We start from the raw sequence: 25136 nt of genomic DNA, 5'->3' as shown, positions 1-25136 counted from the left end.
TCAAAAATTACCTGTAAACCATTCCTTCATTCGAGTAACGACGCCTTGTAAACTCCCGCCTTGAGTCGCTCTACGGCCTCGTACCATTTGCGCCTGACCCTCCATTAGCAAACCAAGCCCTGTTGAGTAACGTGGGCTTCTCAATACCTCATGTAAATGACCGCGATATTCCGGAGCACCAATACGTGCCGGTTTTAAGAAAACCTGCTCTGCCAACTCAACCATGCCTGGCATCATGGCGGTGCCACCTGTCAACACAATTCCCGAGGAAACCATGTCCTCGTAGCCTGACTCACGGATAATGTTGCGCACTAAGGTGAATAGCTCTTCAACGCGCGGCTCAATCACCGCTGCAAGTGCTTGTTTAGACATGGGGCGAGGTTCACGATCACCCACACCCGGAACATCGATCATCGCATTGGGGTCAGCCATATCTTGTTTAGCAACCCCATGATGAATCTTTAAATCTTCCGCCTCAACCGTTGGGGTTCGTAGGGCCATCGCAATATCATTCGTAATCTGATCACCCGCAATTGGAATGACTGCGGTGTGGCGAATCGATCCCTGACTATGAATTGCAATATCGGTTGTACCGCCCCCAATATCAATTAATACAACGCCTAATTCTTTTTCGTCTTCCGTAAGAACTGCCAAACTTGATGCAAGGGGTTGCAAAATTAAATCATTGACCTCAAGGCCACAGCGTCTGACGCACTTCACAATATTTTGTGCCGCACTCACCGCCCCAGTGACAATATGCACCTTCACCTCCAAACGAATACCGCTCATTCCAATCGGCTCACGCACATCCTCCTGGCCATCAATGATGAATTCCTGGATCAAAATATGAAGAATTTGTTGATCGGTAGGAATATTGATTGCTTTAGCTGTTTCAAGAACTCGCTCCACATCACCAGAGCCAACCTCCTTGTCACGAATCGCAACCATGCCGCTTGAGTTAAAACTCACGATGTGATTACCAGCGATGCCGGTATAAACCTGGGCAATCCGACGATCGGACATCAACTCTGCTTCCTCGAGTGCCTTCTGAATGGACTGAACCGTGGCCTCGATATTGACTACTACCCCTTTTTTCAAACCTTTAGAGGAAGTCTGACCTAAGCCCAACACATTAAATTCACCATCAGGGCTTAGCTCGGCAACCAGTGCCACCACTTTTGATGTGCCAATATCCAACCCAACCAATAAATCGCGGCTGTCTTTACTCATTTCCATTCCTCGATACGTTGCTCGTCATGACTCATAATGGCGATTTGATACGCCTTGGGTAGTTCAACCTTGATCGCGGGCGTGCTTGGCTTAGTTGGAGCGCCAACAATATGTACAGCAAACCCATTGGCATAGCGCAGATCGACTGCGTCAACCCGATTTGGCCATTTTTGTTGAACCTGTGGCCAATATTGCAAAAGCTGTGCGACGCGTTGCTCTAAGGCGCCTTTTGCCTGCTCTTCCTCGCGCCCAAACTCAATGCGGACGCCATTACTAAGCTTGATATGCCATGCGTACCGATCAGAAAGTGTTAATGATTTGATCTCAGCATCCCATGGCCTAAACCAGATGCTGGCTTTTTGATAAAGACGAAGCACTTCCTTACTTGATCCATCTGGGCCACTAAACTCAATGATGGGAGTGTTTTCGTCTAGCTCGGCGATTGAGCCATCAAATACTTCGCCGTGAACATTAATTAATTTCTGTTGATCGGCTTTTCCCCAAACCCCTAACGGTTTTTGCTCTTCAATACTAACAATCAAACCATTGGGCCAAGCCCGGCGAACGCTGGCATGACGCACCCAAGGAAATGCCTCGAAAGCATTTTTTACATCTTGTAAACGAACACTAAAAAAATTACCCTGAACTTTATCTAAGACCTGACTGCGTACTGCAGGCAGCTGGAGGTGCTTTAAGTCTTGATTGCCAGCCGATTCAATCTGTAACTGTTTTAATGTAAACACGGGTTGCTGACTGAGCCAAATAAAAATGGATAGCACAACAGCCAAAATAAAGAACCGCATTAGCCATCGCGTGATTTCTTGCATCCGTTCGGGATAGTTCCAAACCGGCGCAATGACAAAGCCGATTCCCTCAGAGATCCGTTGCATCATGGTCATGATCTATGGACTCCAAGTGGAGAAAGTGTGTCCTCTAAGGTCTGGCTTAGGATCCACACCACAAGATCGGCATAGGGAACACCAGCCGCTTTAGCCGCCATTGGAACCAGTGAATGCGAGGTCATTCCTGGCGATGTGTTCATTTCTAATAAATATGGCTTGTTCTGATTTGCCGCATCGAGCATGACATCTGCACGTGCCCACATCCGACAACCTAGCGCTCGATAAGCCGATATCGCAAGCTCCTGAATCTGATTCTCAAGCTCGGGATCAAGTCCTGGAGGGCAGCGATATTGAGTTTCATCCGAAAAATATTTGTGATGAAAGTCATAACCAGCTTCAGGGGGAATAATTTGGATTAGTGGCAACGCCTGGACACTCGCGCCGTGACCCACTATCGGGCAGGTTAGTTCTGGACCAACAATGCAGGTCTCCGCCAAAACTCGTCGATCCAATTTGGCTGCTAATGCGTAAGCTGCCGGTAGATCTTCCACGTGCCGCACTTTACTCAAGCCCAAGGAAGATCCCTCGTGTGCAGGCTTCACAATGATCGGCAGTCCCAGATGATTAGCAATTCGATCCCAATTGCTGTCACTGGTTAAGACCTCATAGCGTGGTGTTGGTAATTGATTGCTTAACCAAATTTGCTTAGTAACCACCTTATCAATCGATAACGCAGAGGCCAAAACACCACTACCGGTATATGGAATATTAAGTAACTCGAGAAGACCTTGAATGGTTCCATCTTCACCATAACGGCCATGCAGTGCAATAAAGACGCGATCAAATTGCTCATTAGAAATATCTACAGGACTACGCACCCCTGGATCAAAGGCATGTGCATCAATGCCCTTTTCCAAAAGCGCGTTGAGTACCCCTTGACCGGATAAAAGAGAAATCTCACGCTCTGCGGAACGTCCGCCCATTAATACTCCAACGCGCCCAAATTGTTTAGGGTCGAACTGAGCGAGTTGCAAAGTAACTTCCTGACCCCATGAAGAAATGCGTTGTGGCTTAGACATGACCAATCTCCACAAGCATCTGAGGCAACTTGGAAATGGAACCCGCGCCCATCGTAATCAAAACATCGCCATTTTTTAGAAGTCCGCTCAAGGCCAGAGGAATCTCTTGGAGATCTTCAACCACCTGAACTGAGGTTGATTTACCAAGAGCCTTCATCAGACTTTTACTATCAGCGCCGGCAATCCGTGCTTCACCAGCCGGATAAACATTCGTGAGAACCACTGCATCAAACTGGCGCAACACATTGACGAATTCACCAAAACAATCGCGAGTGCGAGTAAATCGATGAGGCTGAAATGCTAAAACTAAACGTCGATTTGGATAAGCGCCGCGTGCAGCCGCTAAGGTTGCATTCATTTCAACTGGATGATGACCATAATCATCAATCAAGGTAAATGCTCCGCCATGCGCTAATGAAATATCTCCATAGTGCTGAAAACGACGTCCGACGCCACTAAATTGCAATAAGGCATTCACAATGGCATCATCGTTCACGCCTAGTTCAGTAGCAATTCCAATAGCTGCTAACGCATTCAATACATTGTGCTTACCGGGTAAATTTAGAATGATTGGTAACGATCCGGGTCTTGGGCCATGCCGGCGAATTGCGCGACGATGAACCTTGAAATGCATTTGCGTACCAACGGCTTTGATATCCGTTGCACGAATATCAGCATCTTCAGAAAATCCGTAACGTAAGATAGGCTGCGAAACAAAGGGCAGAATGTCTCGAACATTTGCATCCTCAATGCAAAGTACTGCGATTCCATAAAATGGCATTCGCTGAGTAAACTGCACAAACGTTTGTTTCAAACGTGCCATGTCGTGCTGATACGTATCCATGTGATCAGCATCGATATTCGTAATAACTTCCATTGCTGGATACAGCTGTAAGAATGAGGCATCGGATTCATCGGCCTCAACCACAATGAAGTCACCTTGCCCCAAACGTGCATTGACACCGGCAGAATTTAACTTTCCACCAATCACAAAGGTTGGATCTAATCCACCCTGAGCGAGCACTGAGGCAACCAAACTCGTTGTAGTAGTTTTGCCATGCGTACCGGCAATGGCAATTCCTTGCTTAAGACGCATTAACTCCCCAAGCATTACAGCACGCTGAATCACCGGGATCCGATTGGCTCTTGCGGCAAGTACCTCTGGATTGTTACCGGTCACTGCTGAAGAAATTACCACTGCTTCAGCATTACCAATATTCTTTGCATCATGGCCAATCTCAATTTGTGCGCCTAATGTCATTAATCGTTTTGTGACTGCCGACTCGGCCAAATCTGATCCTGAAACGCGATACCCTAGATTCAGCAGGACCTCAGCGATACCGCACATACCGGCTCCACCAATCCCCACAAAATGAACGTGCTGGACGATATGTTTCATCGGGCGCACTCCTCGCAAATGGAAGCAACTTCTTCGGTCGCATGAAACTTAGCAAGTGCTTGCGCTTTTACAGCCATTTCGGCTAAATCTTCACGCCGTAATCCCAAAACTAAGTTTGCTAAAGAATCGCCATCCAACTGAGATTGAGGTATCAGGATTGCAGCCTTTGCGTCTGAGAGGAAACGCGCATTTGCGGTCTGATGATCATCAATCGCATACGGAAATGGCACAAAACACGCAGCAACCCCAGCAGCAGAGATTTCTGATACGGTCATCGCTCCAGCACGGCAAATTACTAAATCTGCATTGGCGTAGGCTGCGGCCATGTCGTCAATAAATGGCTTTAGCTCACCATTAACACCCAATTGCTGATAGGTCTTAGTAACCGTCTCTAAATGCTGCTCGCCAGTCTGATGAAGCACATTTGGGCGCCGATCAGCAGGTAACAACGCCAAAGCCTCAGGAACCACTGTATTGAGTGCAGCGGCCCCTAAACTTCCACCCACAATAAGTAAATGCAGCGGACCCTGGCGCTTGCCATAGCGCGTCTTACAATCACTTAACCTCTCAAAACTCTCACGTATTGGATTACCAACCCATTGGGCTTCTTTCAGTGTTTTTGGAAATCCAGTAAGAACTCGAGTTGCGAATCGTGCTAACACTCGATTAGCGCTTCCAGCTACGGAGTTAGCCTCATGCAGCACCAAAGGCCGACCCATGAGGTAACTTACTAAGCCGCCTGGGAAGGTGATATAGCCTCCCATACCCAACACCACACTTGGCTTTAAGCGACGCAGAATTTTCCAGCTTTGCATCATCGCGCGAGCTAGCCGAAATGGCATGAGCACCTTTGTCAGCATGCCCTTGCCGCGCAGACCACTAAATTTCACGCCCTCAAAAGCAAATCCTTTTGCAGGCACTAAACGATATTCCATACCAGTGGGATTACCCATCCAAGCTACGGTCCACCCTTGATTGCGCAAACACTCCGCAACGGCTAACCCAGGGAAAATATGCCCACCAGTGCCACCGGCCATTACTAAGACGGAGCGCGTGGCCATCGTCATAGCTTGCCTCCGCGCATCAAAATTCGGTTCTCATAATCAATTTTTAGTAAGACCGCGAAGGCAACCATATTCATAAGAATCGCTGAGCCACCGTAACTGACCAGCGGCAAAGTCAAACCTTTAGTTGGCAAAATGCCTAAGTTCACGCCCATATTGATAAAGGCTTGCCAACCGATCCAAATGCCAACACCCTTGGCGCATAAACCTGCAAAGCTTCGGTCCAATTGCAACGCAGTACGTCCAATCAGAAATGCCCGACGTACGATCCAGTAAAAAAGTAGGATCACTACAAATACACCTATAAAACCAAGTTCTTCACCAATCACAGCCAAGATGAAATCCGTATGAGCTTCAGGTAAGTAATGCAACTTCTCAACACTACCTCCTAAACCAACACCAAACCACTCTCCACGTCCAAAAGCCATCAGTGAGTGAACCAGCTGATAACCCTTTCGAGCCGCATGCTCCGCTTGCCAAGGGTCTAAAAATGCAAAGATGCGCTGCCGTCTAAACTCGGATAAAGCGATCACAGTTGTCACAATCAACACGCCCACAATCGTTAGGCCAGCAAACAATTTGGCATTAATGCCGCCAAGGAACAGAATGCCCATGGCGATGATGGCAATGACCATAAAGGCCCCCATATCGGGTTCCAGCATGAGCAAAAGACCAACTAAGGCAACCGCTAGCCCCATGGGCACAAAGCCTTTCACAAAAGAATGCAGATACTCTTGACGTTGCACCGTGTAACTGGCTGCAAAGATGATGACAGCGAACTTCATCAACTCAGAGGGTTGGAAATTCATTACTCCTAGAGAAATCCAACGTCGCGCTCCATTGACTCCCTTACCGATTCCAGGAATCAAAACAGCAATTAATAATAGGATTGTGAATGCAAAGATATATGGTGCTAACTTATCCCAAGTCTTCACCGGAATCTTAAATACCCAAAAACCAACGAAGACCGCAATCCCAAGAGAGATGAGATGACGTACTAAAAAATGGTTGCTGCTGTAGTTGGCATATTTAGGGCCATCAGCCAGAGTAATGGAGGCCGAATAGACCATGACTAGGCCAATCAGACTCAATGACAACACTGCCCAAACCAGTAATTGGTCATATTCCATCATGCGCGATCGCGTTTGCTCAACACCAGATACGGCATCGCGTAGCCCCGAACGAAACCCATCAAAGCCCTCGCGCGAAATATTCCAAAAACGGTTCTGACGAAGGTTCATGCGGACGCCCCCAGATGTTCATTGGGACTATCGCTCCACTGATTCATCAACTCATGGACAGCCCCCACAAAAACTTCAGCGCGATGTTGATAGTTTTTAAACATATCAAAGCTCGCACACGCTGGGGATAACAAAACAATGTCGCCGGCCGATGCGTATTGAGCCGCCGACTGAACCGCCGACTCTAGATCCTTCACTTCAATAGCCAACAAAATACCTCGGCTGACTGCACTTGAACACACAGTCGTAATAGCCGGGCCATCGCGACCTATCACGATGAGGCCTTTTACAAATCGCTCGATGGGTTCAGATAAAGGCGTGAAGTCTTGACCCTTTCCATCACCACCCGCAATGAGCCATATATTTTTTTGGCCAGAGGCTACCCCTAAGCCCATCAATGCAGCAACCGTTGCTCCCACATTGGTTCCCTTGCTATCGTCAATGTATTCCACATCTCGAATCACAGCGACAGTTTGAACCCGATGTGGCTCTCCTTGATACTCACGCAAGCCATGTAAAAGTAAGCCGATTCCCAATCCTGCAGCACGAGCAAGTGCGAGCGCAGCAAGGGCGTTTAGGGCATTGTGTCGCCCCCGAATACGTAGGGCATCTGCAGGAATTAATCGCTTTAGTCGCAAGGTATCGGAGGCTTCATACGCATTATTTTTCTTACGACGACGCTTGATAAATCCCTCTTGTGCCTCTTCCTGTGCCATCGCTTGAGTCGCTTCATCAGGCTCCGCCCAAACCAACCAATCAATTCCACCACCATTCAAATCGCGCTCTATACCAAATGAGTCGCTTTCGTTTGGCGCATCACTTCCGAAGGAGATGATCTTATGATCGACTACATTTCTGAATACATCGTTGACTAAAGGGTCATCTCGATTCAGCACCAAAACGGAATCGCTTCCTAAAATTCGAGCTTTGGCAGCGGCATACGAATTCATATCGCCATGCCAATCCAAGTGGTCTTGGGAGAGATTAAGAATAGTTGATGCAGTTGGATTCAGGGTATGAGTAAAGTGCAACTGAAAACTCGATAACTCCAATACCCAAATTTGAGGCAAGTCATCAGAACTCTTGGCCTCTTTTAATACAGCGCTCAATTTTTCAAGAGCAGCTGGACTAATATTGCCAGCCAACGCAACATGGCGACCGGCTCGCTCACATATTTGTGCAGTTAATGCACTTGTCGTTGTTTTGCCATTGGTGCCGGTAATCGCAAGAATGCTTGGCTGATACCGTGTGCCGCCTTTCAATGCCATTTGATGAAGTGCATCAAGTGCACGTGCAAAAAACTCGATTTCGCTCCACACAGCAATCTTGCGTTCCTCACAGATTGACAAAATTGTTTTAGCTGGCTCTTGGAGTGGCGATAAACCAGGACTAATCCCCAAAATATCAATCTGCCCAAGCAGCACACTCCAATTACTTGCCTGCTCGGTAAAGCTTTTTAATCCAAAGCCCTCAAGTTCACTTAACCAATTTTGTTGTTGCGAATTCAACGCCTCTCGCGCACGCGTATCAGCAAGGTGCACCTGCGCGCCTTGAGATAGGCACCACTTCGCCATAGCGAAGCCAGACTCACCGATCCCCACAATTAATACGTGAGGAGATCCCTGCCCAGCAAAATCATTGCTCTTACTGGAGTTGAAGGGATGGAGTAATCGCTGGTTCATTGTATTGACCATTAACGTAACTTAAGGCTTGATAAGCCAACGAGTACTAACAAAATCGTAATGATCCAAAAACGCACAACAACCTGAGTCTCGCGCCAGCCACCCAGTTCAAAATGATGATGCAAAGGCGCCATTCGGAATATGCGTCGACCCTCTCCATAATATTTTTTGGTGAACTTAAACCAAAAAACTTGGATCATTACCGAAACGGTTTCAGCAACAAAAATTCCGCCCATGACAAAAAGAACGATCTCTTGACGAACAATGACTGCGATTGTTCCCAAGGCACCGCCTAAAGCTAAAGCACCTACATCACCCATAAAGACCTGTGCAGGATGCGCGTTGTACCAAAGAAATGCTAATCCGGCGCCACCCATTGCGCCACAAAAGATCAATAATTCACCAGCACCTGGAATATGGGGAAATAAAAGATATTTCGCGTAAATTGCGTTACCCATCACATAGGCAAAGGCACCGAGTGCAGCACCAACTAAAATTACAGGCATGATGACCAAACCATCAAGGCCATCTGTTAAATTCACAGCGTTGCTACTGCCCACAATCACCAAATAACTCAAAATGATGAATCCCATAACACCCAAGGGATAGCTCACTTCTTTCATGAACGGCACGGTTAAGTTTGATTTCGCCGGAAGATCTAATGAAAAACCGCTTTCAACCCAGCTAATAAATAACTGCAGAACTTTTAGGTTGTTAACTTCCGACACAGAGAATGCTAAATAAATCGCGGCAAATAAACCGATCAAAGTTTGCCAAAAGAATTTTTCTTTCGAAGACATTCCTTTCGGATCCTTATAAACCACCTTTCGATAGTCATCGACCCAGCCAATCGCACCAAAACCAAAAGTCACAAGCATGACAATCCAAATAAAGCGATTACTTAAATCAGCCCATAGAACGCAAGAGATAAAAATTCCAATGAGCACTAATACACCGCCCATGGTAGGGGTGCCTACTTTTGCTAAATGCGTTTGAGGTCCGTTAGTGCGAACTGCTTGATCCACTTTCATTTCAGTCAACTTACGAATTACCCAAGGGCCAAAGACAAGACCAATCAAAAGTGCAGTCATTGTTGCCATCACGGCACGAAAGGTGATGTAAGAAAACACCCGGAAAAATCCATAATCATCTTGCAACCACTGTGCCAAGATTAAGAGCATGGGTTCACTCCTTTGACGAGTGCTTGCGCTACCCGCTCCATCCGCATAAATCGTGACCCTTTAACTAGGATATAAAGATTGCGATCATCGAATTTGCACAGATTCTGAACCAACTCCGTATTTAAAGAATCCATATCATCAAAGTGACGCGCATCTCCAGTAGGTCTATTCGATAAGTAGGCCTTATGACTTTCTTGAGTCAGACTACCAATCGTGATGAAATGCTCAATACCGCATTGCGCTGCATATTTACCAATTTCGTGATGAAATGCCGGGCCCTGCGATCCCACCTCCCCCATATCACCTAAGACTAGATAACGCACTCCACCGAGAGCTGCCAAGGTATCGATAGCGGCTATAACTGAATCTGGATTGGCGTTGTAGGTATCGTTGATTAGTTCGATACTTTGGGAAAGGGCGATACGCTGCATTCGACCAGATACTGGCTCAAACTGCTCCAAACCCGCTTTAATTTGAGATAAAGGAATCTCTGCAGCAACGGCAACGGTAGCGGCTGCTAAGGCATTACGATAGTTATGCGCCCCAAGCGTATTGAGTTGCACTTCAATCCTACCTAGCGGTGTGCGTATCTCAATCTTGCCATCCGATAGGAGGTAACCACTAATTAATGAATCGTCTTGCAAATTAGTATTTGGGGCCTGATCGAACCAACGAAATTTCATAGACTGTTTTGAGGCGCATGCGGATTTCCATAAATCGGTATACGGGGTATCCGCTGGAAATGCGCCCACGCCGTTATGCCCTAACGAGCGCAATACGTCAGCATGCTCACGAGCTACGGCATCAACGGTTTCCATAAATTCTTGATGCTCTCGTTGCGCATTATTGATAAGTGCAATGGTTGGGCGAGTAATCGCCGCAAGCTCGGCGGTTTCGCCTGGATGGTTCATCCCCAACTCAATCACAGCTAGGCGATGCAATGGGCGTAGCTTTAATAATGTCAGCGGTAACCCGATATCATTATTTAGGTTTCCCTCAGTCACAAGTAATTCAGGTGGGCTGATCGCTTGCCTAAAAATTGCCGCAATCATTTCCTTAACGGTTGTCTTGCCGTTACTTCCCGTCACCGCAACGAGTGGTAATGAGTACTGTGCACGCCATGCAGCTGCCAGCTCACCAAGTCCCTTACGGGTATCTTCTACATAAACAGCGGGTAAGCTGATGGGGCACGATGTTTTCTCACTAATTAAAGCAGCAGAAGCACCCTGCTCGGATACTGTGTTTAAAAATTGATGCGCATCAAAACGATCCCCTTTGAGCGCAACAAATAGCTCCCCAACCGTTGGATGGCGGCTGTCTGTTCCAATCTGACTAATCTGCCGATCGCGCGCCTCTGCGATGCCAATATTATGCAGTTGACTATTTGGAAGTAAGGCATGGATATGGGCAAGATTTGTCATGGCCGGAATCGCTAACATCAATTTGACCCTCCACTGACTAAACGTAAGTGCGCCTGATCCGAAAAATCAAAACGCTTTCCCTTGATCTCTTGGGTGGTCTCATGGCCCTTACCGGCAACGAGAACAACATCGTGAGCTTGAGCTTGCCTAACTGCAGTCATGATGGCTGCGGCGCGATCCGCAATTAGCTCAACAGATGAATTGTGATGACCGCTCATGCCCGCCACAATCATGTTCATAATCTCTTGCGGATCTTCAGTGCGCGGGTTATCGCTTGTGACAATCACATGATCAGCCATTGATTGCGCTATAGCTCCCATCCTGGGACGTTTTTCTTGATCCCGGTCGCCACCACAACCAAACACACATACCAACTTTCCACCGCGCGTTTGGGCAATCGATCTTAAGGTCTCTAATACCTTTTGTAATGCATCCGGAGTATGGGCGTAATCAACAACCATCAGCGGAGCATCGCTGCGATCACTGTGAATCACTTCCATGCGACCAAGAACTGGCTTTAGGTTAGAGACGCGCTGTAGCGCATCTGGAACGGATACGCCAAAAACCATCAAAGTAGAAATTACTGCTAGGGCATTACTTAAATTAAAAAGGCCTAATAAAGGAATTGCTGTGGAACAACTTGTTCCATCAATGCTTAACTGGCATTGATATGCATTCTTTGCAAATGCGTATTCCTGAAAATAAACGGCTTTAAATCGACTCCGAAGCTTCTCCAACCCATCAAACGAGGATTGAGACATGCCATATGCCCATATCACAACTTCCTCGCGTGTCACCAGCCGCATTAATAGCTCTCGCCCAAAAGCATCATCGATATTAATGACGATATTCTTTGGATGAAAATCATAAAAAAGTCGGGCTTTTGCCGCGCCATACTCCGCCATCGTGCCGTGGTAATCCAAATGGTCTTGACTTAGATTGGTAAAAACAGCGCAAGCAAAGTGAGTCCCATGAACACGCCCTTGTTCTAATGCGTGAGAGGACACTTCAAGCGCAATATAGTCGGCACCCTGTGCTTTTAAACTAGCCATTTCCATTTGCAAGCGAGGCGCATCTGGGGTGGTGTACCCCAACCCTTGTAATCGGTTTATAAAGCCGCTCCCAAGAGTGCCAATGACCCCAGCCTTCTCAGATAGACTTTGTGCAAGCCACTGCGTCACACTCGTCTTCCCATTGGTGCCGGTTACGCCAATTACTGGAATCACTTCGCTGGGGTTGCCAAACCACTGTGCGCTTAACCATCCTGCATGACTTGCGAGATCTGGAACTGCAATACACCGCTCATCTAACTCGGATTCCCAATTAAAGCCTTGAGCTCCCTGAAGGTGCGGTTCATACAACACAAATGCAGCGCCTTGAGAAAGAGCTTGAGCAATATAAATTCGTCCATCGCGCAAGGCTTTACCGTGTCCAACAGAATAGGCAAGAAATACATCGCCCTTTGCAAGAATGCGCGTATCCGCAACGAACTTTGCACTGGATTGAAGAAATTGCCTTAAATAAGGCAACACGTCATGGTGGGTCATTTGAACATTGGCCATCATTGCTTTAGTGCCACTTTTTGCAATGTACCGGTTAACGGTTGAGCATCCGGAGCCTGTACTACCGTACGCTCATTGATATCAGGGGAAACATTTAAACTGCGTAGGGTCTCGCTCACAATTGTCGAGAACACTGGTGCCGCAACTTGCCCACCAAAATAGCCGCCTACAGAGGGCTCATCAACCATCACCGCAACCACAATACGTGGCGCGCTGATGGGTGCCAATCCAACAAAGAACGCTCGGTATTTATTTGATGCGTAGCCCTTACCCTCGACTTTATGCGAAGTTCCGGTTTTTCCTCCAACCCGAAATCCTTCGGCTCGCGCTGTCAACGCAGTACCGCCTTGCTCAGTGACTGTCTCCAACATATTGCGCATCTCAATCGCAGTCTTAGCGGTAATAATCCGAGTGCCCGGTTTGTAATCTGGACTGCGCAAAATAGTGGTGGGCACTAACTCACCATCGCGAGCAAAGATCGTATAAGCACGTGCTAACTGAAATAAGGAAGTTGAAATTCCATAACCAAAGGACATGCGGGCTTGATCGCTTTGGCCCCATTTTTGATAGGGATGCAAACGCCCTGTCACCGTACCAGGGAATCCAATATTTGGAGCCTGTCCAAAACCAACTGCAGCAAATAAGTCCCACATCTCTCGTGGCTCAAGCTGTAACGCTAATTTTGCCGTTCCAATATTGCTCGACTTTTGAATCACTTGCGATACTGTCAACATTCCATAAGGATGGGTATCTGTGATCGGTTTAGGTCCCACTAATAACTTTTGACCAATGGTCATATTGGTTTCAGGTTGCACCTTACCCTGCTCAAGTGCAAGAGCGACAGGGAAGGGCTTCATCGTGGAACCCGGCTCAAATGTATCCGTAAGGACGCGATTCCGAAGCTGCTCTCCAGTAAGCGCTTTACGAGAATTCGGGTTATAGCTTGGCCAATTGGCTAATGCCAAAATTTCACCGGTGCGCACATCAAGCACTACCGCGCCACCTGCTTTTGCACGATGCTTTTCAACTGCGCTCTTTAAGGCGTTATACGCAATGTATTGAATCTTGCTATCGATTGAGAGTTGAAGATCTTGACCGTCCTGTGGAAATTGCAAGATCGTAATGTCATTGACGATTCGACCCAAACGGTCGACTACAACCCGCCGTTTACCCGGGTGTGCAGCCAACTCTTTATCGCGCGCCAACTCAATTCCTTCTTGACCCCGATCTTCCACATTGGTAAAACCAACCACATGGGCCATCGCCTCACCTTCTGGGTAATGGCGACGATATTCGTTATTTAGTCCAATACCAGGGATTTCTAAACGACGGACTTGTTGAGCAATCTCCGGATCAACCTGACGCTTCAAAAATACTTGATTACGCTCATCAGCAAAGCGCTTTTTGATCTCTGCTTCACTCATCTCCAAGAGCTTGGCGAGTTGGGTAATTTTTTCTGGAGCCAAATCGGTCGGGATGTTATCTGTATATGCAATCACGGCTTTTGCCTCAAGACTCGTTGCAATTAACTGACCATTACGATCCAAAATTTTTCCACGGGTTGCGCGCATCTCAATTTCGCGCTGTACGCCCTTGACTGCTTTGGCCTCATAGAATCCATTCCCTGGACCCTGAATCCAAAATGCACGAATAACCAAAGCTACGAACGCAACAAATAATAAAAACAACATCAATCGCGAACGCCACATTGGTAGTCGCAGCACAACGTTTGGAGAGGTCGAGAAGCCAACTGGTTTCATAGGCCCTCCTTGAAATACAAGGTACGATCTGGAGTGATTGGACTCATTCGCAATTGATTGCGAGCCACATCACGAATCCGAGCAGATTTAGAGAGATTACGCTGCTCAAACTCCAATCTAAGCCATTCTTGATTTAACTTACGCTCTTGGGCTTGGGCACGTTCCAAAGATACAAATAATTTTCTCGTTTTTTGTTGAGACGTAACCAGCGATAATGCACAAATCAATAGCAACACAAGCAGGCTGAGCGTAGCGCGATTCATAAGAGATCACCTCTTTTCTGCGCAACTCGCATTACTGCTGAACGTGCACGGGGGTTTTCATAAACTTCCGTTGCGCTAGGCTTAATCCGAGCAATGATTTCTAAATCACCCTGTGGTAAATCCTTTGCTCGTATGGGTAATTCACGGGGGACATTAACTTGCGCATGCGCTTGCATGAACTGCTTAACAATACGGTCCTCTAGGGAATGAAAGCTAATTACTACCAATCGACCGCCTACTTTTAATAGCTTGAGTGCGGCTGATAGCCCCTTCTCAAGATCGCTTAATTCTTGATTAATAAAAATCCGAATCGCTTGAAACGTTCGCGTTGCTGGGTCCTGCCCAGGTTCTCGCGTTTTCACTACGCTTGCAATCAGCTCTGCCAAACCTTTAGTGGTTTGAACAGGGCGCCCCTCTTCGCGCTGTTTCACAATTGCGCGCGCTATGGATGTCGCAAATCGCTCCTCACCAAAGGTTTTGATCACCTGTGCAATCTCATCGACGGCTGCACTCACGAGCCATTCCTGTGCAGAGATTCCGCGTGTCGTATCCATCCGCATATCAAGCGGGCCCTCGAACCGAAATGAGAATCCGCGCTCTGGTGTATCGATTTGCGGTGAACTGATCCCCAAATCGAGTAGTACCGCGTCGACGGACTCTGACTGAAGGTACTGCTCCATATTTGCAAAACTTGAATGAATGATTTGCAGACGTGGATCGCAAAGCGATTGCGCCTTTGCAATTGCTTCGGGATCTTTGTCGAATGCGATGAGCCTGATTTCCTTGCCAAGCGTATCCAACAGGGCTTGCGTATGCCCACCTCGTCCGAAGGTTCCATCGATGATTACCGCAGAATTGGGTTGAAAGGATGGTCCACTGATCATGGCGGTGACTGCCTCGGCCAGTAACACTGGGCGATGGATATTGTTCATGGCGCCCGATCATCAAAAGGTAAATTGTTTTAATGCGTCTGGCATGCCCTGCGCAATTGCAGCTTGTTCTTTTGCTGCATACGTGTTGGCATCCCAGATCTCTAAATGCGAACCCATACCCAACAACATAATTTCGCGCTCAATGTTTGCGGAAGTTCGTAACTCGGGTGTAATCAGAATGCGTCCAGCGCCATCTAAATCTATTTCAGCGGCATTACCCAAGAAGATTCGGCGCCACCAATGCGCATCCATAGGCAATTGCGCAACTCGAGCTCGAAACGCTTCCCACTCAGGTCTTGGAAATAGCAATAAACACCCATCGGGGTGCTTGGTTAAGGTAACGCGGCCTTCACCCTGCAGCAATAAGGCATCACGATGCCTTGCCGGCACCGACATGCGACCTTTTGCATCGAGATTGAGAGCTGAAGCACCTTGAAACAAAATTTACCCCACTTTTTCACACTTCCTCCCACTTTAGAGGAAGCTTCCTACAGGGTCAAGTATTTTTGGGTAAATTTTTAGGAAATTCTCTAGTGATTACAAATACTTAGAGAAGCTTTGCAAAATAGCTGTGAATTAAAATATTGACCTAAAACAAGTACTTGGAATCTATAGCTAAGATACGTCTTTAGGTATATACCGGGGATGCCCTGAAAAGACTGTATAAAAGAACAGTAATACTAGATTTTATAAGCGGTTGTTGTCATTATTTTTGAAATACCCGCCATGAGTGTCTGAAGTGGCCGGGGTAATTCTTGACCTCCTGCAGCGATTGCGCTTGTACCGTGCTCAATTTCATCGATTCGCATTTGTTCCACAATGGCACGGGAGCGAAGGTCCGCTTCAGGAAGTTTCTCAAGGTGATCATCTAAGTGCCGCTCGACCTGCTTCTCCGTTTCTGCCACAAAACCCAAACTCCAACGATCGCCAGCGAGTCCTGCCACCAGACCGATTCCGAATGCGCCGGCGTACCAGAGTGGATTTAAAAGACTGGGTCGAGAATCAAGTTCCTTAAGGCGCTCCTCGCACCAGGCCATATGATCCATTTCTTCTTTTGCCGCCTGATCTAATAAGGCGCGGGTTTCGGGAGTCTTGGCTAGAAATTTTTGGGATTGATAGAGCGCTTGGGCGCAGACCTCGCCGACATGATTAACGCGCATTAAGCCTGCTACATGGGTGCGGTCTTGGGGGCTTAAATCAAGATCTGAAGTGAGCACTTGCTCTTCATTTAATCCTTTTTGAATATTGGCCTTGGGGACTGGCCGGCTGTAATTGGCACCACCGGCAATTGCACGCAACGCAGTATCAAACTCACCAATCAAATGATCAATTGGGCTCAAGTTGATAGGGTTTGAACGACTCATACTTGCACTTCAGCCTTGCAGCTTTCCTTGGTTTTTAGGCCAAGTTCTGCGAGCAATTGGCGATCGGCTAGCGCCTCAGGATTGCCCGTGGTGAGCAGTTGATCGCCATAAAAAATAGAGTTTGCCCCCGCTTGAAAACACATGGCCTGAACCGCTTTTCCAAGCTCTTGACGACCAGCCGATAGGCGAACTCGGGCATTAGGCATCGTAATTCGGGCAACAGCGATGGTGCGCACAAATTCCAAGGGATCTAATTTAGCTTGATCGGCCAAAGGGGTGCCGGCTACTGGGACCAAATGATTAATGGGCACCGATTCTGGATAGGGACTCAAATTGGCTAAACGTGCAATGAATGCCACCCGCTGCTCCCTCGATTCCCCCATGCCAATAATTCCACCACAGCATACGGACATCCCGGCATCGCGAACATGCTGCAAAGTATCCAACCGATCTTGGTAGCTACGGGTCTGGATCACATTTGGATAGAAGTCTTCACTGGTATCCAAATTATGGTTATAAAAATCCAGGCCTGCGTCCCGCAAAGCCTTTGCCTGACTGGGCTCTAGCATTCCAAGCGTCGCACAGGTCTCAAGCCCCAACTCCTTAACGCCCCGAATCATCGCGACTACTTTTTCAACATCACGATCTTTGGGCTCGCGCCATGCAGCGCCCATACAAAATCGATTAGAGCCAGCTGCTTTGGCCGCCCTGGCAGCCTCTAGCACTTCATCTAAATCCAAGAGTTTTGTCGCTTTAACATCGGTGTGATAACGCGCTGCTTGGGGGCAATAGCCACAATCCTCCGGGCAACCCCCCGTCTTAATCGAAAGCAAAGTGGCTAATTCCACATCGCCTTCTGGAAAATACTGGCGATGGGTTTCCTGAGCCCGAAACATCAATTCATGAAAAGGAAGTTCAAATAGCGCCGCAACCTGCTCAAGCGTCCAAATTGGATAAGTAGTGGTTGAGCTTGGCTTAACCTGAACCAAGGGTGAGATCGATGGTGATGCTGACATGGTTTTATCGGGATTGAACTCTAAAACCAATAACATAACAGATATGCAGCTTAATTTTGAAAATAGTCCCCTGACTTGCAAATGAATAAACCGAGTCATTCCTTAGACTGGGTCAGCCGAAGCCTTGCCTCGGTTTGGCACCCCTGCACCCAAATGAAAGATCATGAGGCGTATCCATTAATTGCAATTACCTCTGGAAATGGGCCGTGGCTTGAAGATACGCAAGGGCGCCGGTTCATCGATGCAATTAGTTCCTGGTGGGCCAATTTATTTGGTCACGCCAATCCACGCATCAATCAAGCAATCGTCCAGCAACTCCAAAGTATTGAGCATGTGATGCTTGCGGGGTTTACTCATCAACCGGTGGTTGAACTATCTGAACGTTTAAGTACTTTGACCAACGGTCATTTAGGGCATGCGTTTTATGCCAGCGATGGTGCATCGGCCGTTGAAATTGCACTCAAGATGAGCCATCACTTTTGGAAGATTCAGGGTAAGCCGAATAAAAATGAATTTATTTGTTTAGCAAATAGCTATCACGGAGAAACCTTAGGCGCTCTAAGCGTGACCGATGTCTCTGTATTTCGCGATGCCTATGGATCGCTTCTCAATCCGGTACATATTGTTATGTCACCCGATTCTCGAGCTGCAACAGAGCAAATCTCAAGCGAGGAAGTCATTGATTTGGCACTTAAGAGTCTTGAGGAATGTTTAGCTCAACACCATCAAACCATTGCGGCCTTAATCATTGAGCCTCTGGTGCAATGCGCAGGCCAAATGGCAATGCATGCACCACGGTATGTGAAAGGGGCTAAGCAACTGTGTGAGCAATACGATGTGCATCTGATTGCCGATGAAATCGCAGTGGGCTGTGGTCGGACGGGCACATTCTTTGCTTGTGAGCAAGCCGGTATTTGGCCCGATCTCATGACGCTATCCAAAGGAATTAGTGCGGGCTATCTACCCCTATCCATTTGCTTAAGTACCGATAGGATTTACTCCGCGTTTTACAGTGATCGTATGACTGCAACGTTCTTGCATTCCCATTCGTATACCGGTAACCCATTAGCGTGTCGCGCTGCACTCGCAGGATTAGATATTTTTCAAGAGGATGCCGTACTAGAAAAAAATAAAGTCCGCAGCCAATCGATCCAAGAAGCATTCGTATGGACCCGTGATCACGTATCGATTGAACATGTTCGTCAACAAGGAATGATCATGGCGTTTGATGTGAAAGCATCTGCGATTTCAAACCCAGGCTCATTCTCAAAAGAGATCTTTCAGCAAGGTTTGTGCGAAGGTGTGTTAATTCGACCCATCGGTCGTACTGTCTATGTGATGCCACCTTATATTCTTTCTGACGACGAAGTCCAACAGATGAGTCGTGCAATTGAGCGCACCTTGCATGCCGTTTTACAAAAAGTCTAGATTCAATATTTTCCATGCCTTTTGCCCTTGATCAAATTGATACAGAACTAGTAACGCTGGATCGTGAGCTACTGCGCCGATCCATTCGGTCGGTAAATACCCCATGTGGCCCTGAGATTCAAATACAGGGGCGATCATTGCTGGCATTTTGTAGCAATGATTATTTGGGGCTTGCCAACCATCCTGAGTTAATTGCCGCCCTATCTGAAGGGGCTGCGCGTTTTGGTACGGGTAGCGGTGCTTCGCATTTAATTAGCGGCCATCATGTAATCCATGACGAGCTCGAAGCAAAATTAGCATCGACTCAAGCCGGCGCTATTCCAAATGTACGTGCTCTATTTTTCTCAACCGGATATGTTGCTAACCTAAGTGTAATTACCGCTTTAGGCTTAATTGGAAACAAAAAAATAAGTATTTACTCTGCGGCTCTTAACCATGCATCACTCATTGATGGGATTCGTCTAGCCCGTGGGCAAGGTTCTGTCGATCTCCATATTTTTGATCACCATCATTTAGAAGCTCTTGACGATATTTTGCATAATGACTCGGCCCCACATAAATTAATCGTGATTGATGGGGTCTTTAGCATGGATGGTGACCTCGCCCCAGTTCAAAAGCTTTTGCACCTAGCCAATCAATACGATGCGCTCCTCATGATTGATGATGCACATGGATTTGGTGTGCTCGGCAAGCATGGATATGGAATCTTAGAAGACCAAAGAATTTGCTCTGACCGTATTATCTATATTGGCACACTTGGTAAGGCGGCTGGTCTCAATGGTGCGTTTGTATGTGCTCATAAAAAAATTATTGCGTGGTTGATTCAGAAAGCAAGACCCTATATTTACAGCACAGCCAGCTCGCCCGCATTAGCTTTTGCTGTACTGCGCAGTATTTCTCTAATGGAAGGTGAGAAGGGGAAAGAATTACGGGTACTTTTGCAACAAAACATCGCGCTTTGGAAAAAGGAATCGACCTTTACCCGTTGGAAGCGATTGGAATCAGATACCGCAATTCAGCCAATTATGGTTGGCAGCAATGAGACCGCATTGCAGCTAGCTAGAGCCTTAGATCAATTTGGCTATTGGATACCGGCAATCCGTCCACCAACGGTTCCCAAGGGCAAGGCGCGCTTAAGAATGACTTTATCGGCCGCGCATACTAAAGAACAGATTGAGGGGCTCTGCAATGTGTTATCTGAGCTAGAGTCCTCATTGCCACCATCATGAATCATTCCTACTTTGTAGCTGGTACAGACACTGAGATTGGTAAAACTTTAGTCACTGCAGCGCTGATTTACAAATTGAACACCCTCAATCCAGGGTCAGCATGTGCCTACAAGCCAGTCGTCGCAGGGACCTACCGCAACGGTGATGGCATGCTTTGCAATGAGGATTTGGAAAGCTATGTGCTAGTCCAAGATCCTACAATTCCCCAAAGTACGATTTGCCCTTATGTATTAGATACTCCAGCCGCACCTCATCTAGTCGCTGCCGCACATGGCAAGCGCTTAGAACTTGATCGGATGGTGCAAGCGTATCAAACCCTACAAACACGAGTAACCCATGTGATTGCAGAGGGTGCTGGTGGGTTTCTAACTCCGATCGATGATCGCTATGATCTCTCTGGATTTGTCCAGCGTATTCAGGTGCCCATAATTTTGACCGTGGGGATGCGTTTGGGTTGCATCAATCACACACTTCTCACGGTGGAGGCCATCAAACAGCGTGGTCTCACGCTAGCTGGTTGGATCGCCAATTGCATCGATCCTAAGATGGCCTATTTAAACGAAAACATTTCAACGCTTCAGAATCGAATCAAGGCGCCCTTATTGGGAAGCATTGCTCATTTACCGCCGCACTTACAGAAAGAAACGAATGCGCCCTATTCGATTGAAGCGATTCAGTTTGCTGCGGCGGCAATCGCCTTACCCTGATTGACTTTCATCGCGCAAGACACGGCGCAGAATCTTACCGACATTATTTTTAGGCAAGGTCTCCCGAAACTCGATTTGAGTTGGGCGCTTGTAGTGGGTCAGCTCGCGATTACAGACCTCCATGATTTGTTCTTCGGTAATCGTAAGGTCCTCTCGCACCACAAATAACTTAACCGCCTCGCCCATCGCGCCCTGGCGAATACCCACTACTGCGCACTCCAGGACCCCCGGAATCGAGGCAACAACATCTTCAACTTCATTCGGAAAGACATTAAATCCAGCCACCAAAATCATATCTTTCTTACGATCCACAATCCGAAAGTAGCCAGCCTCATCCATCACACCAATATCACCCGTTCTAAAAAATCCATCGGCGCCGAGCACATTCTGCGTTTCAGCTTCTTGTTGCCAATAACCTCGCATAATCTGAGGACCGCGAATATAAATTTCACCAATCTCGCCAACCGCTAAATCCTTACCCTCTTCATCCCGAATACACATCTCGGTATCTGGTAGAGGTAAGCCGATTGAACCTGTGAACTCGGTTGCCAATGGGGTATTACACGATGCGACGGGAGAGGTTTCAGAAAGACCATACCCCTCCGTAATCACTGTACCGGTTAGATCTTGCCAACGTTGTGCAACAGTCCGCTGCACTGCCATACCGCCACCGATCGTTAGGGCCCATTGTGAAAAATCCAATTGAGAAAATTTCGGATTATTTAAAAGGGCCGCAAATAAAGTATTTACTCCCGGAAACAAATTAATCTCGGGAAATTCTTTCAAAATCCCAATTAAATTGTGCAAATCCCGCGCATTCGGAACTAATAGAATTCGGGCTCCAAGGCGCATACCCAATAAGCCACAGCCAGTGAGAGCAAAGATGTGATACATCGGGAGTGCGCACAGAAAATGCCAAGACATAATCGTTTTTCGTTGCTCAATTGGTTTTAACCAAGCCTCAATTTGTAATACATTCGCAATTAAATTGCGATGCGTCAGTATGGCGCCCTTCGAAATTCCGGTGGTTCCTCCGGTGTATTGCAATAGTGCAATATCAGCATGAGAAAGTTGTGGACGTTCATATGTACGCTGCCCGCCTAACTCTAAGGCGGCTGTAAATTGCGTACTGTGAACGTGTGTCGGTAGCGTATAGGGAATGACCTTACGCTTAAAGGTCCGTATAAAACGATCTAACCATGGTCCTTTCCAACCCAACATCTCAGCAATACTTGTAATCACGGCGTGCTTTAATGCAATCGCCTTACCCTCAAGCACAAAGGCATCCTCAAGCGTTTTCCCAAAATGCTCCAACAGCAAGATGGCCTCAGCCCCGCAATCACGAAGTTGCGCCGCTAGTTCACGAGGGGTATAGAGGGGATTAATGCTGACCACAATAAATCCGGCGCGAAGCACACCATATAAAGCCATGGGATATTGAGGGATGTTGGGTAGCATGATTGCGACCCGTGCACCCTTTGATAGGCCAAGGCTTTGTAAATAACTCGCTAATTGTTTTGAAGCTAAATCGATCGCATCATAGGAAAAATGCTTACCCATACACCAATACGCAGGTCGCTCCCGATGAGTTTTGAAAGACTCATCGAGCAAGTCTAAGAGTGACCCATATCGGTCATAACTTAGATGATGGGCAACACCCGCTGGATAGGATGAAAACCAAGGTTTATTTGTAATCATTGGTATTTATTACACTTTTTTAATAGTCACAATGTCTCCACGCCAAGTGTATCGCTTTGGGCTAATATTGACCTATGCGAATTCTCCCTGAGATCCTCGAGTCCACCCCTAGCATCGCTGAAATCCGACGCATTATTCATGCGCACCCCGAATTGCGCTTTGAAGAAAAGCGGACCGCTGATTTAGTTGCGCAAGCATTATCCAGTTGGGGTATTGCGGTCTATCAGGGCCTCGGTAAAACAGGGGTGGTCGGTCGCTTAGATGGTGAGTTGGGTCCTGGCAAGATGATTGGCTTACGTGCCGACATGGACGCCCTGCCATTGCAAGAAAAAAATACATTTGCCCACGCCTCGCAAAACCCTGGAAAGATGCACGCCTGCGGCCACGATGGTCACACTGCGATGCTTTTAGGTGCGGCGCAATATCTCTCCAACCATCGGGATTTCAAAGGAACGGTGATTTTTATCTTTCAACCCGCTGAGGAAGGCGGTGCTGGCGCCCAAGAAATGATTGAAGACGGTCTCTTTGAACAGTTCCCATGCGATGCAGTATTTGGAATGCACAATTGGCCTGGTCTAGAAGAGGGTCATTTTGGTGTTGTAAGCGGCCCCATGATGGCATCAAGCAACGAGTTCGTGATCAACATTCAGGGCAAAGGTGGGCACGCGGCCCTGCCGCACAACAGTGCGGATCCCATCATGGCTGGTATTCAGATTGCGCAAGCCCTGCAAACCATCATTACTCGCAATAAGCGCCCGGTCGATGCTGCGGTGATCTCGATTACGCAGTTTCATGCTGGAGAAACAAGCAATGTCATTCCCGACACTGCGATGCTCGGCGGTACCGTACGCACTTTTACACTAGAGGTCTTAGATCTCATCGAAACACGAATGCATGAGATCGCCAATCAAGTAGCCAGTGCCTTTGATTGCAAAGCCAATCTAATGTTTAAGCGTAACTACCCGCCCCTGATTAACGATGAACAGCAAACCGAATTTGCCGCTCAGGTGATGAAAGAACTCGTGGGCAATGAGCGAGTGAACACCCGAATCGATCCAACCATGGGTGCCGAAGACTTTGCCTTCATGCTTTTAAAGAAACCTGGGTGCTATGTATTTTTAGGGAATGGTGACGGCGATCACCGCACAACAGGCCATGGCATGGGTCCGTGCCATTTGCACAACCCTTCCTATGACTTCAATGACCAAATCATTCCGGTAGGAGTGAACTACTGGGTCCGTTTAGCCCAAACTTTTCTGCGTTAACGATTCTTAAACTGTGCTGGCCGCTTTTCTAAAAAAGCAGTCATTCCCTCTTTTTGATCCTCGGTACCAAAGCAGGCATGAAATAAACGGCGCTCATATCGAATGCCCTCGCTCAAGGTTGTTTCATAAGCGGCATTCACACTTTCTTTCACCATCATTAGGGTCAGCAATGGCATCGCAGCAATCGTTTGTGCAATTGCCATTGTTTCAGCAATTAATTGCGCTGCTGGATAAACTCGGGCAACTAAACCACTTCGCTCGGCTTCGGCGGCATCCATCATGTGACCCGTTAAACATAAATCCATTGCTTTCGATTTTGATACCGCACGGGTTAGCCGTTGCGTGCCACCCGAGCCTGGAACAATTCCTAATTTAATTTCGGGTTGCGCAAATTTGGCATTATCTGCAGCAATGATCATGTCACACATCATCGCCAACTCACAACCGCCTCCCAATGCATATCCCGATACTGCCGCAATCACTGGTTTACGAATCTTGCAAATGGTTTCCCAATTACGGCTAATAAAATTATTTCGATACGCCTCCTGAAAATCTAATTTAGCCATCTTGCCGATATCAGCACCAGCAGCAAATGCTTTCTCACTTCCAGTAATCACAATGCACGCAATCGCATCATCCGCATCAAACTTTAATAATGCATCGCCTAATTCATCCATCAACTCGTCATTTAATGCATTGAGTACTTGTGGACGGTTTAAAGTAATGAGGGCAACTTTTCCCTCTGTCTGAGTCAATATTGTGTTGTATGGCAT

22 protein-coding genes are annotated in these 25136 nt (G+C 47.3%); 4 read left to right on the top strand and 18 right to left on the bottom strand.

Annotation, left to right across the window (positions count from 1 at the left end):
- From ftsA to bioB, 16 genes are all read right to left on the bottom strand, one after another.
- Positions 1-1230 (bottom strand): cell division protein FtsA, encoded by a 1230-nt coding sequence (gene ftsA / locus QUE65_RS00885; RefSeq protein WP_286281231.1) that lies wholly within the window; start codon positions 1228-1230, stop codon positions 1-3.
- Positions 1227-2129 carry a cell division protein FtsQ/DivIB gene (locus QUE65_RS00880; RefSeq protein ID WP_286281230.1) on the bottom strand — a complete coding sequence of 301 codons (903 nt, stop codon included), beginning with the start codon at positions 2127-2129 and terminating at the stop codon, positions 1227-1229. Before QUE65_RS00880 ends, ftsA begins: the two co-directional genes overlap by 4 nt.
- Positions 2126-3151 (bottom strand): D-alanine--D-alanine ligase, encoded by a 1026-nt coding sequence (locus tag QUE65_RS00875; protein ID WP_286281228.1) that lies wholly within the window; start codon positions 3149-3151, stop codon positions 2126-2128. The genes QUE65_RS00880 and QUE65_RS00875 overlap by 4 nt, the downstream gene beginning before the upstream one ends.
- The gene (gene murC, locus QUE65_RS00870) at positions 3144-4550 is read right to left on the bottom strand and encodes a UDP-N-acetylmuramate--L-alanine ligase (RefSeq protein ID WP_286281226.1); all 1407 of its coding nucleotides are present in this window, start codon (positions 4548-4550) and stop codon (positions 3144-3146) included. Before murC ends, QUE65_RS00875 begins: the two co-directional genes overlap by 8 nt.
- Positions 4547-5611 carry an undecaprenyldiphospho-muramoylpentapeptide beta-N-acetylglucosaminyltransferase gene (gene murG, locus QUE65_RS00865; protein ID WP_286282369.1) on the bottom strand — a complete coding sequence of 355 codons (1065 nt, stop codon included), beginning with the start codon at positions 5609-5611 and terminating at the stop codon, positions 4547-4549. Before murG ends, murC begins: the two co-directional genes overlap by 4 nt.
- Before the next feature lie 2 nt (positions 5612-5613).
- Positions 5614-6855, bottom strand: a complete 1242-nt coding sequence (gene ftsW, locus QUE65_RS00860) for a putative lipid II flippase FtsW (protein ID WP_215371068.1) — start codon at positions 6853-6855, stop codon at positions 5614-5616.
- A complete protein-coding gene (murD, locus tag QUE65_RS00855) occupies positions 6852-8537 on the bottom strand; it encodes a UDP-N-acetylmuramoyl-L-alanine--D-glutamate ligase (protein ID WP_286281224.1) in 1686 nt (561 codons plus the stop codon). The genes ftsW and murD overlap by 4 nt, the downstream gene beginning before the upstream one ends.
- 11 nt (positions 8538-8548) lie before the next feature.
- Positions 8549-9718, bottom strand: a complete 1170-nt coding sequence (mraY, locus tag QUE65_RS00850) for a phospho-N-acetylmuramoyl-pentapeptide-transferase (protein WP_286281222.1) — start codon at positions 9716-9718, stop codon at positions 8549-8551.
- Positions 9709-11157 (bottom strand): UDP-N-acetylmuramoyl-tripeptide--D-alanyl-D-alanine ligase, encoded by a 1449-nt coding sequence (locus QUE65_RS00845; protein WP_286281221.1) that lies wholly within the window; start codon positions 11155-11157, stop codon positions 9709-9711. The genes mraY and QUE65_RS00845 overlap by 10 nt, the downstream gene beginning before the upstream one ends.
- A complete protein-coding gene (locus QUE65_RS00840; protein ID WP_286281220.1) occupies positions 11157-12686 on the bottom strand; it encodes a UDP-N-acetylmuramoyl-L-alanyl-D-glutamate--2,6-diaminopimelate ligase in 1530 nt (509 codons plus the stop codon). Before QUE65_RS00840 ends, QUE65_RS00845 begins: the two co-directional genes overlap by 1 nt.
- Positions 12687-12700: 14 nt before the next feature.
- Positions 12701-14461 (bottom strand): peptidoglycan D,D-transpeptidase FtsI family protein, encoded by a 1761-nt coding sequence (locus QUE65_RS00835; RefSeq protein ID WP_286281219.1) that lies wholly within the window; start codon positions 14459-14461, stop codon positions 12701-12703.
- Positions 14458-14724 (bottom strand): cell division protein FtsL, encoded by a 267-nt coding sequence (gene ftsL / locus QUE65_RS00830; RefSeq protein ID WP_215371053.1) that lies wholly within the window; start codon positions 14722-14724, stop codon positions 14458-14460. Before ftsL ends, QUE65_RS00835 begins: the two co-directional genes overlap by 4 nt.
- Entirely contained in the window at positions 14721-15656 is a 936-nt protein-coding gene (rsmH, locus tag QUE65_RS00825; RefSeq protein WP_286281218.1) for a 16S rRNA (cytosine(1402)-N(4))-methyltransferase RsmH, read from the bottom strand. Before rsmH ends, ftsL begins: the two co-directional genes overlap by 4 nt.
- Positions 15657-15668: 12 nt before the next feature.
- Positions 15669-16097: a division/cell wall cluster transcriptional repressor MraZ gene (gene mraZ / locus QUE65_RS00820; RefSeq protein ID WP_286281217.1), complete on the bottom strand. Its 429-nt coding sequence runs from the start codon at positions 16095-16097 to the stop codon at positions 15669-15671.
- Positions 16098-16336: 239 nt separating this feature from the next.
- Positions 16337-17020, bottom strand: coding sequence for a 2-polyprenyl-3-methyl-6-methoxy-1,4-benzoquinone monooxygenase (coq7, locus tag QUE65_RS00815; RefSeq protein ID WP_458574759.1), 684 nt, complete (start codon positions 17018-17020; stop codon positions 16337-16339).
- Entirely contained in the window at positions 17017-18036 is a 1020-nt protein-coding gene (bioB, locus tag QUE65_RS00810) for a biotin synthase BioB (protein WP_286281216.1), read from the bottom strand. The genes coq7 and bioB overlap by 4 nt, the downstream gene beginning before the upstream one ends.
- Before the next feature lie 81 nt (positions 18037-18117).
- On the opposite strand from bioB, the gene bioA reads away from it, so the two are divergent.
- The 3 genes from bioA to bioD are packed head-to-tail and all read left to right on the top strand — an operon-like array spanning position 18118 to position 21400.
- Entirely contained in the window at positions 18118-19464 is a 1347-nt protein-coding gene (bioA, locus tag QUE65_RS00805) for an adenosylmethionine--8-amino-7-oxononanoate transaminase (RefSeq protein ID WP_286281215.1), read from the top strand.
- A 14-nt stretch (positions 19465-19478) separates the two neighbouring features.
- Positions 19479-20693 (top strand): aminotransferase class I/II-fold pyridoxal phosphate-dependent enzyme, encoded by a 1215-nt coding sequence (locus QUE65_RS00800; RefSeq protein WP_286281214.1) that lies wholly within the window; start codon positions 19479-19481, stop codon positions 20691-20693.
- Positions 20690-21400 (top strand): dethiobiotin synthase, encoded by a 711-nt coding sequence (bioD, locus tag QUE65_RS00795; RefSeq protein WP_286281213.1) that lies wholly within the window; start codon positions 20690-20692, stop codon positions 21398-21400. Before QUE65_RS00800 ends, bioD begins: the two co-directional genes overlap by 4 nt.
- On the opposite strand, the gene QUE65_RS00790 is transcribed toward bioD, so the two are convergent.
- Positions 21392-23098 (bottom strand): AMP-binding protein, encoded by a 1707-nt coding sequence (locus tag QUE65_RS00790; protein ID WP_286281212.1) that lies wholly within the window; start codon positions 23096-23098, stop codon positions 21392-21394. The genes bioD and QUE65_RS00790 overlap by 9 nt on opposite strands.
- Before the next feature lie 74 nt (positions 23099-23172).
- Between QUE65_RS00790 and QUE65_RS00785 the strand changes: the two genes are divergently transcribed.
- Complete coding sequence (locus QUE65_RS00785) at positions 23173-24363, top strand: M20 aminoacylase family protein (protein ID WP_286281211.1); 1191 nt, start codon at positions 23173-23175, stop codon at positions 24361-24363.
- Here the strand turns inward: QUE65_RS00785 and QUE65_RS00780 are convergent.
- Positions 24360-25136 carry an enoyl-CoA hydratase gene (locus QUE65_RS00780; RefSeq protein WP_286281210.1) on the bottom strand — a complete coding sequence of 259 codons (777 nt, stop codon included), beginning with the start codon at positions 25134-25136 and terminating at the stop codon, positions 24360-24362. The two genes, QUE65_RS00785 and QUE65_RS00780, sit on opposite strands and share 4 nt — an antisense overlap.

Source organism: Polynucleobacter sp. HIN8, from assembly GCF_030297615.1.
Classification (GTDB): domain Bacteria; phylum Pseudomonadota; class Gammaproteobacteria; order Burkholderiales; family Burkholderiaceae; genus Polynucleobacter.
Note: the sequence above shows the minus strand (reverse complement) of the source record. Positions and strands in the feature narration are given on the sequence as shown.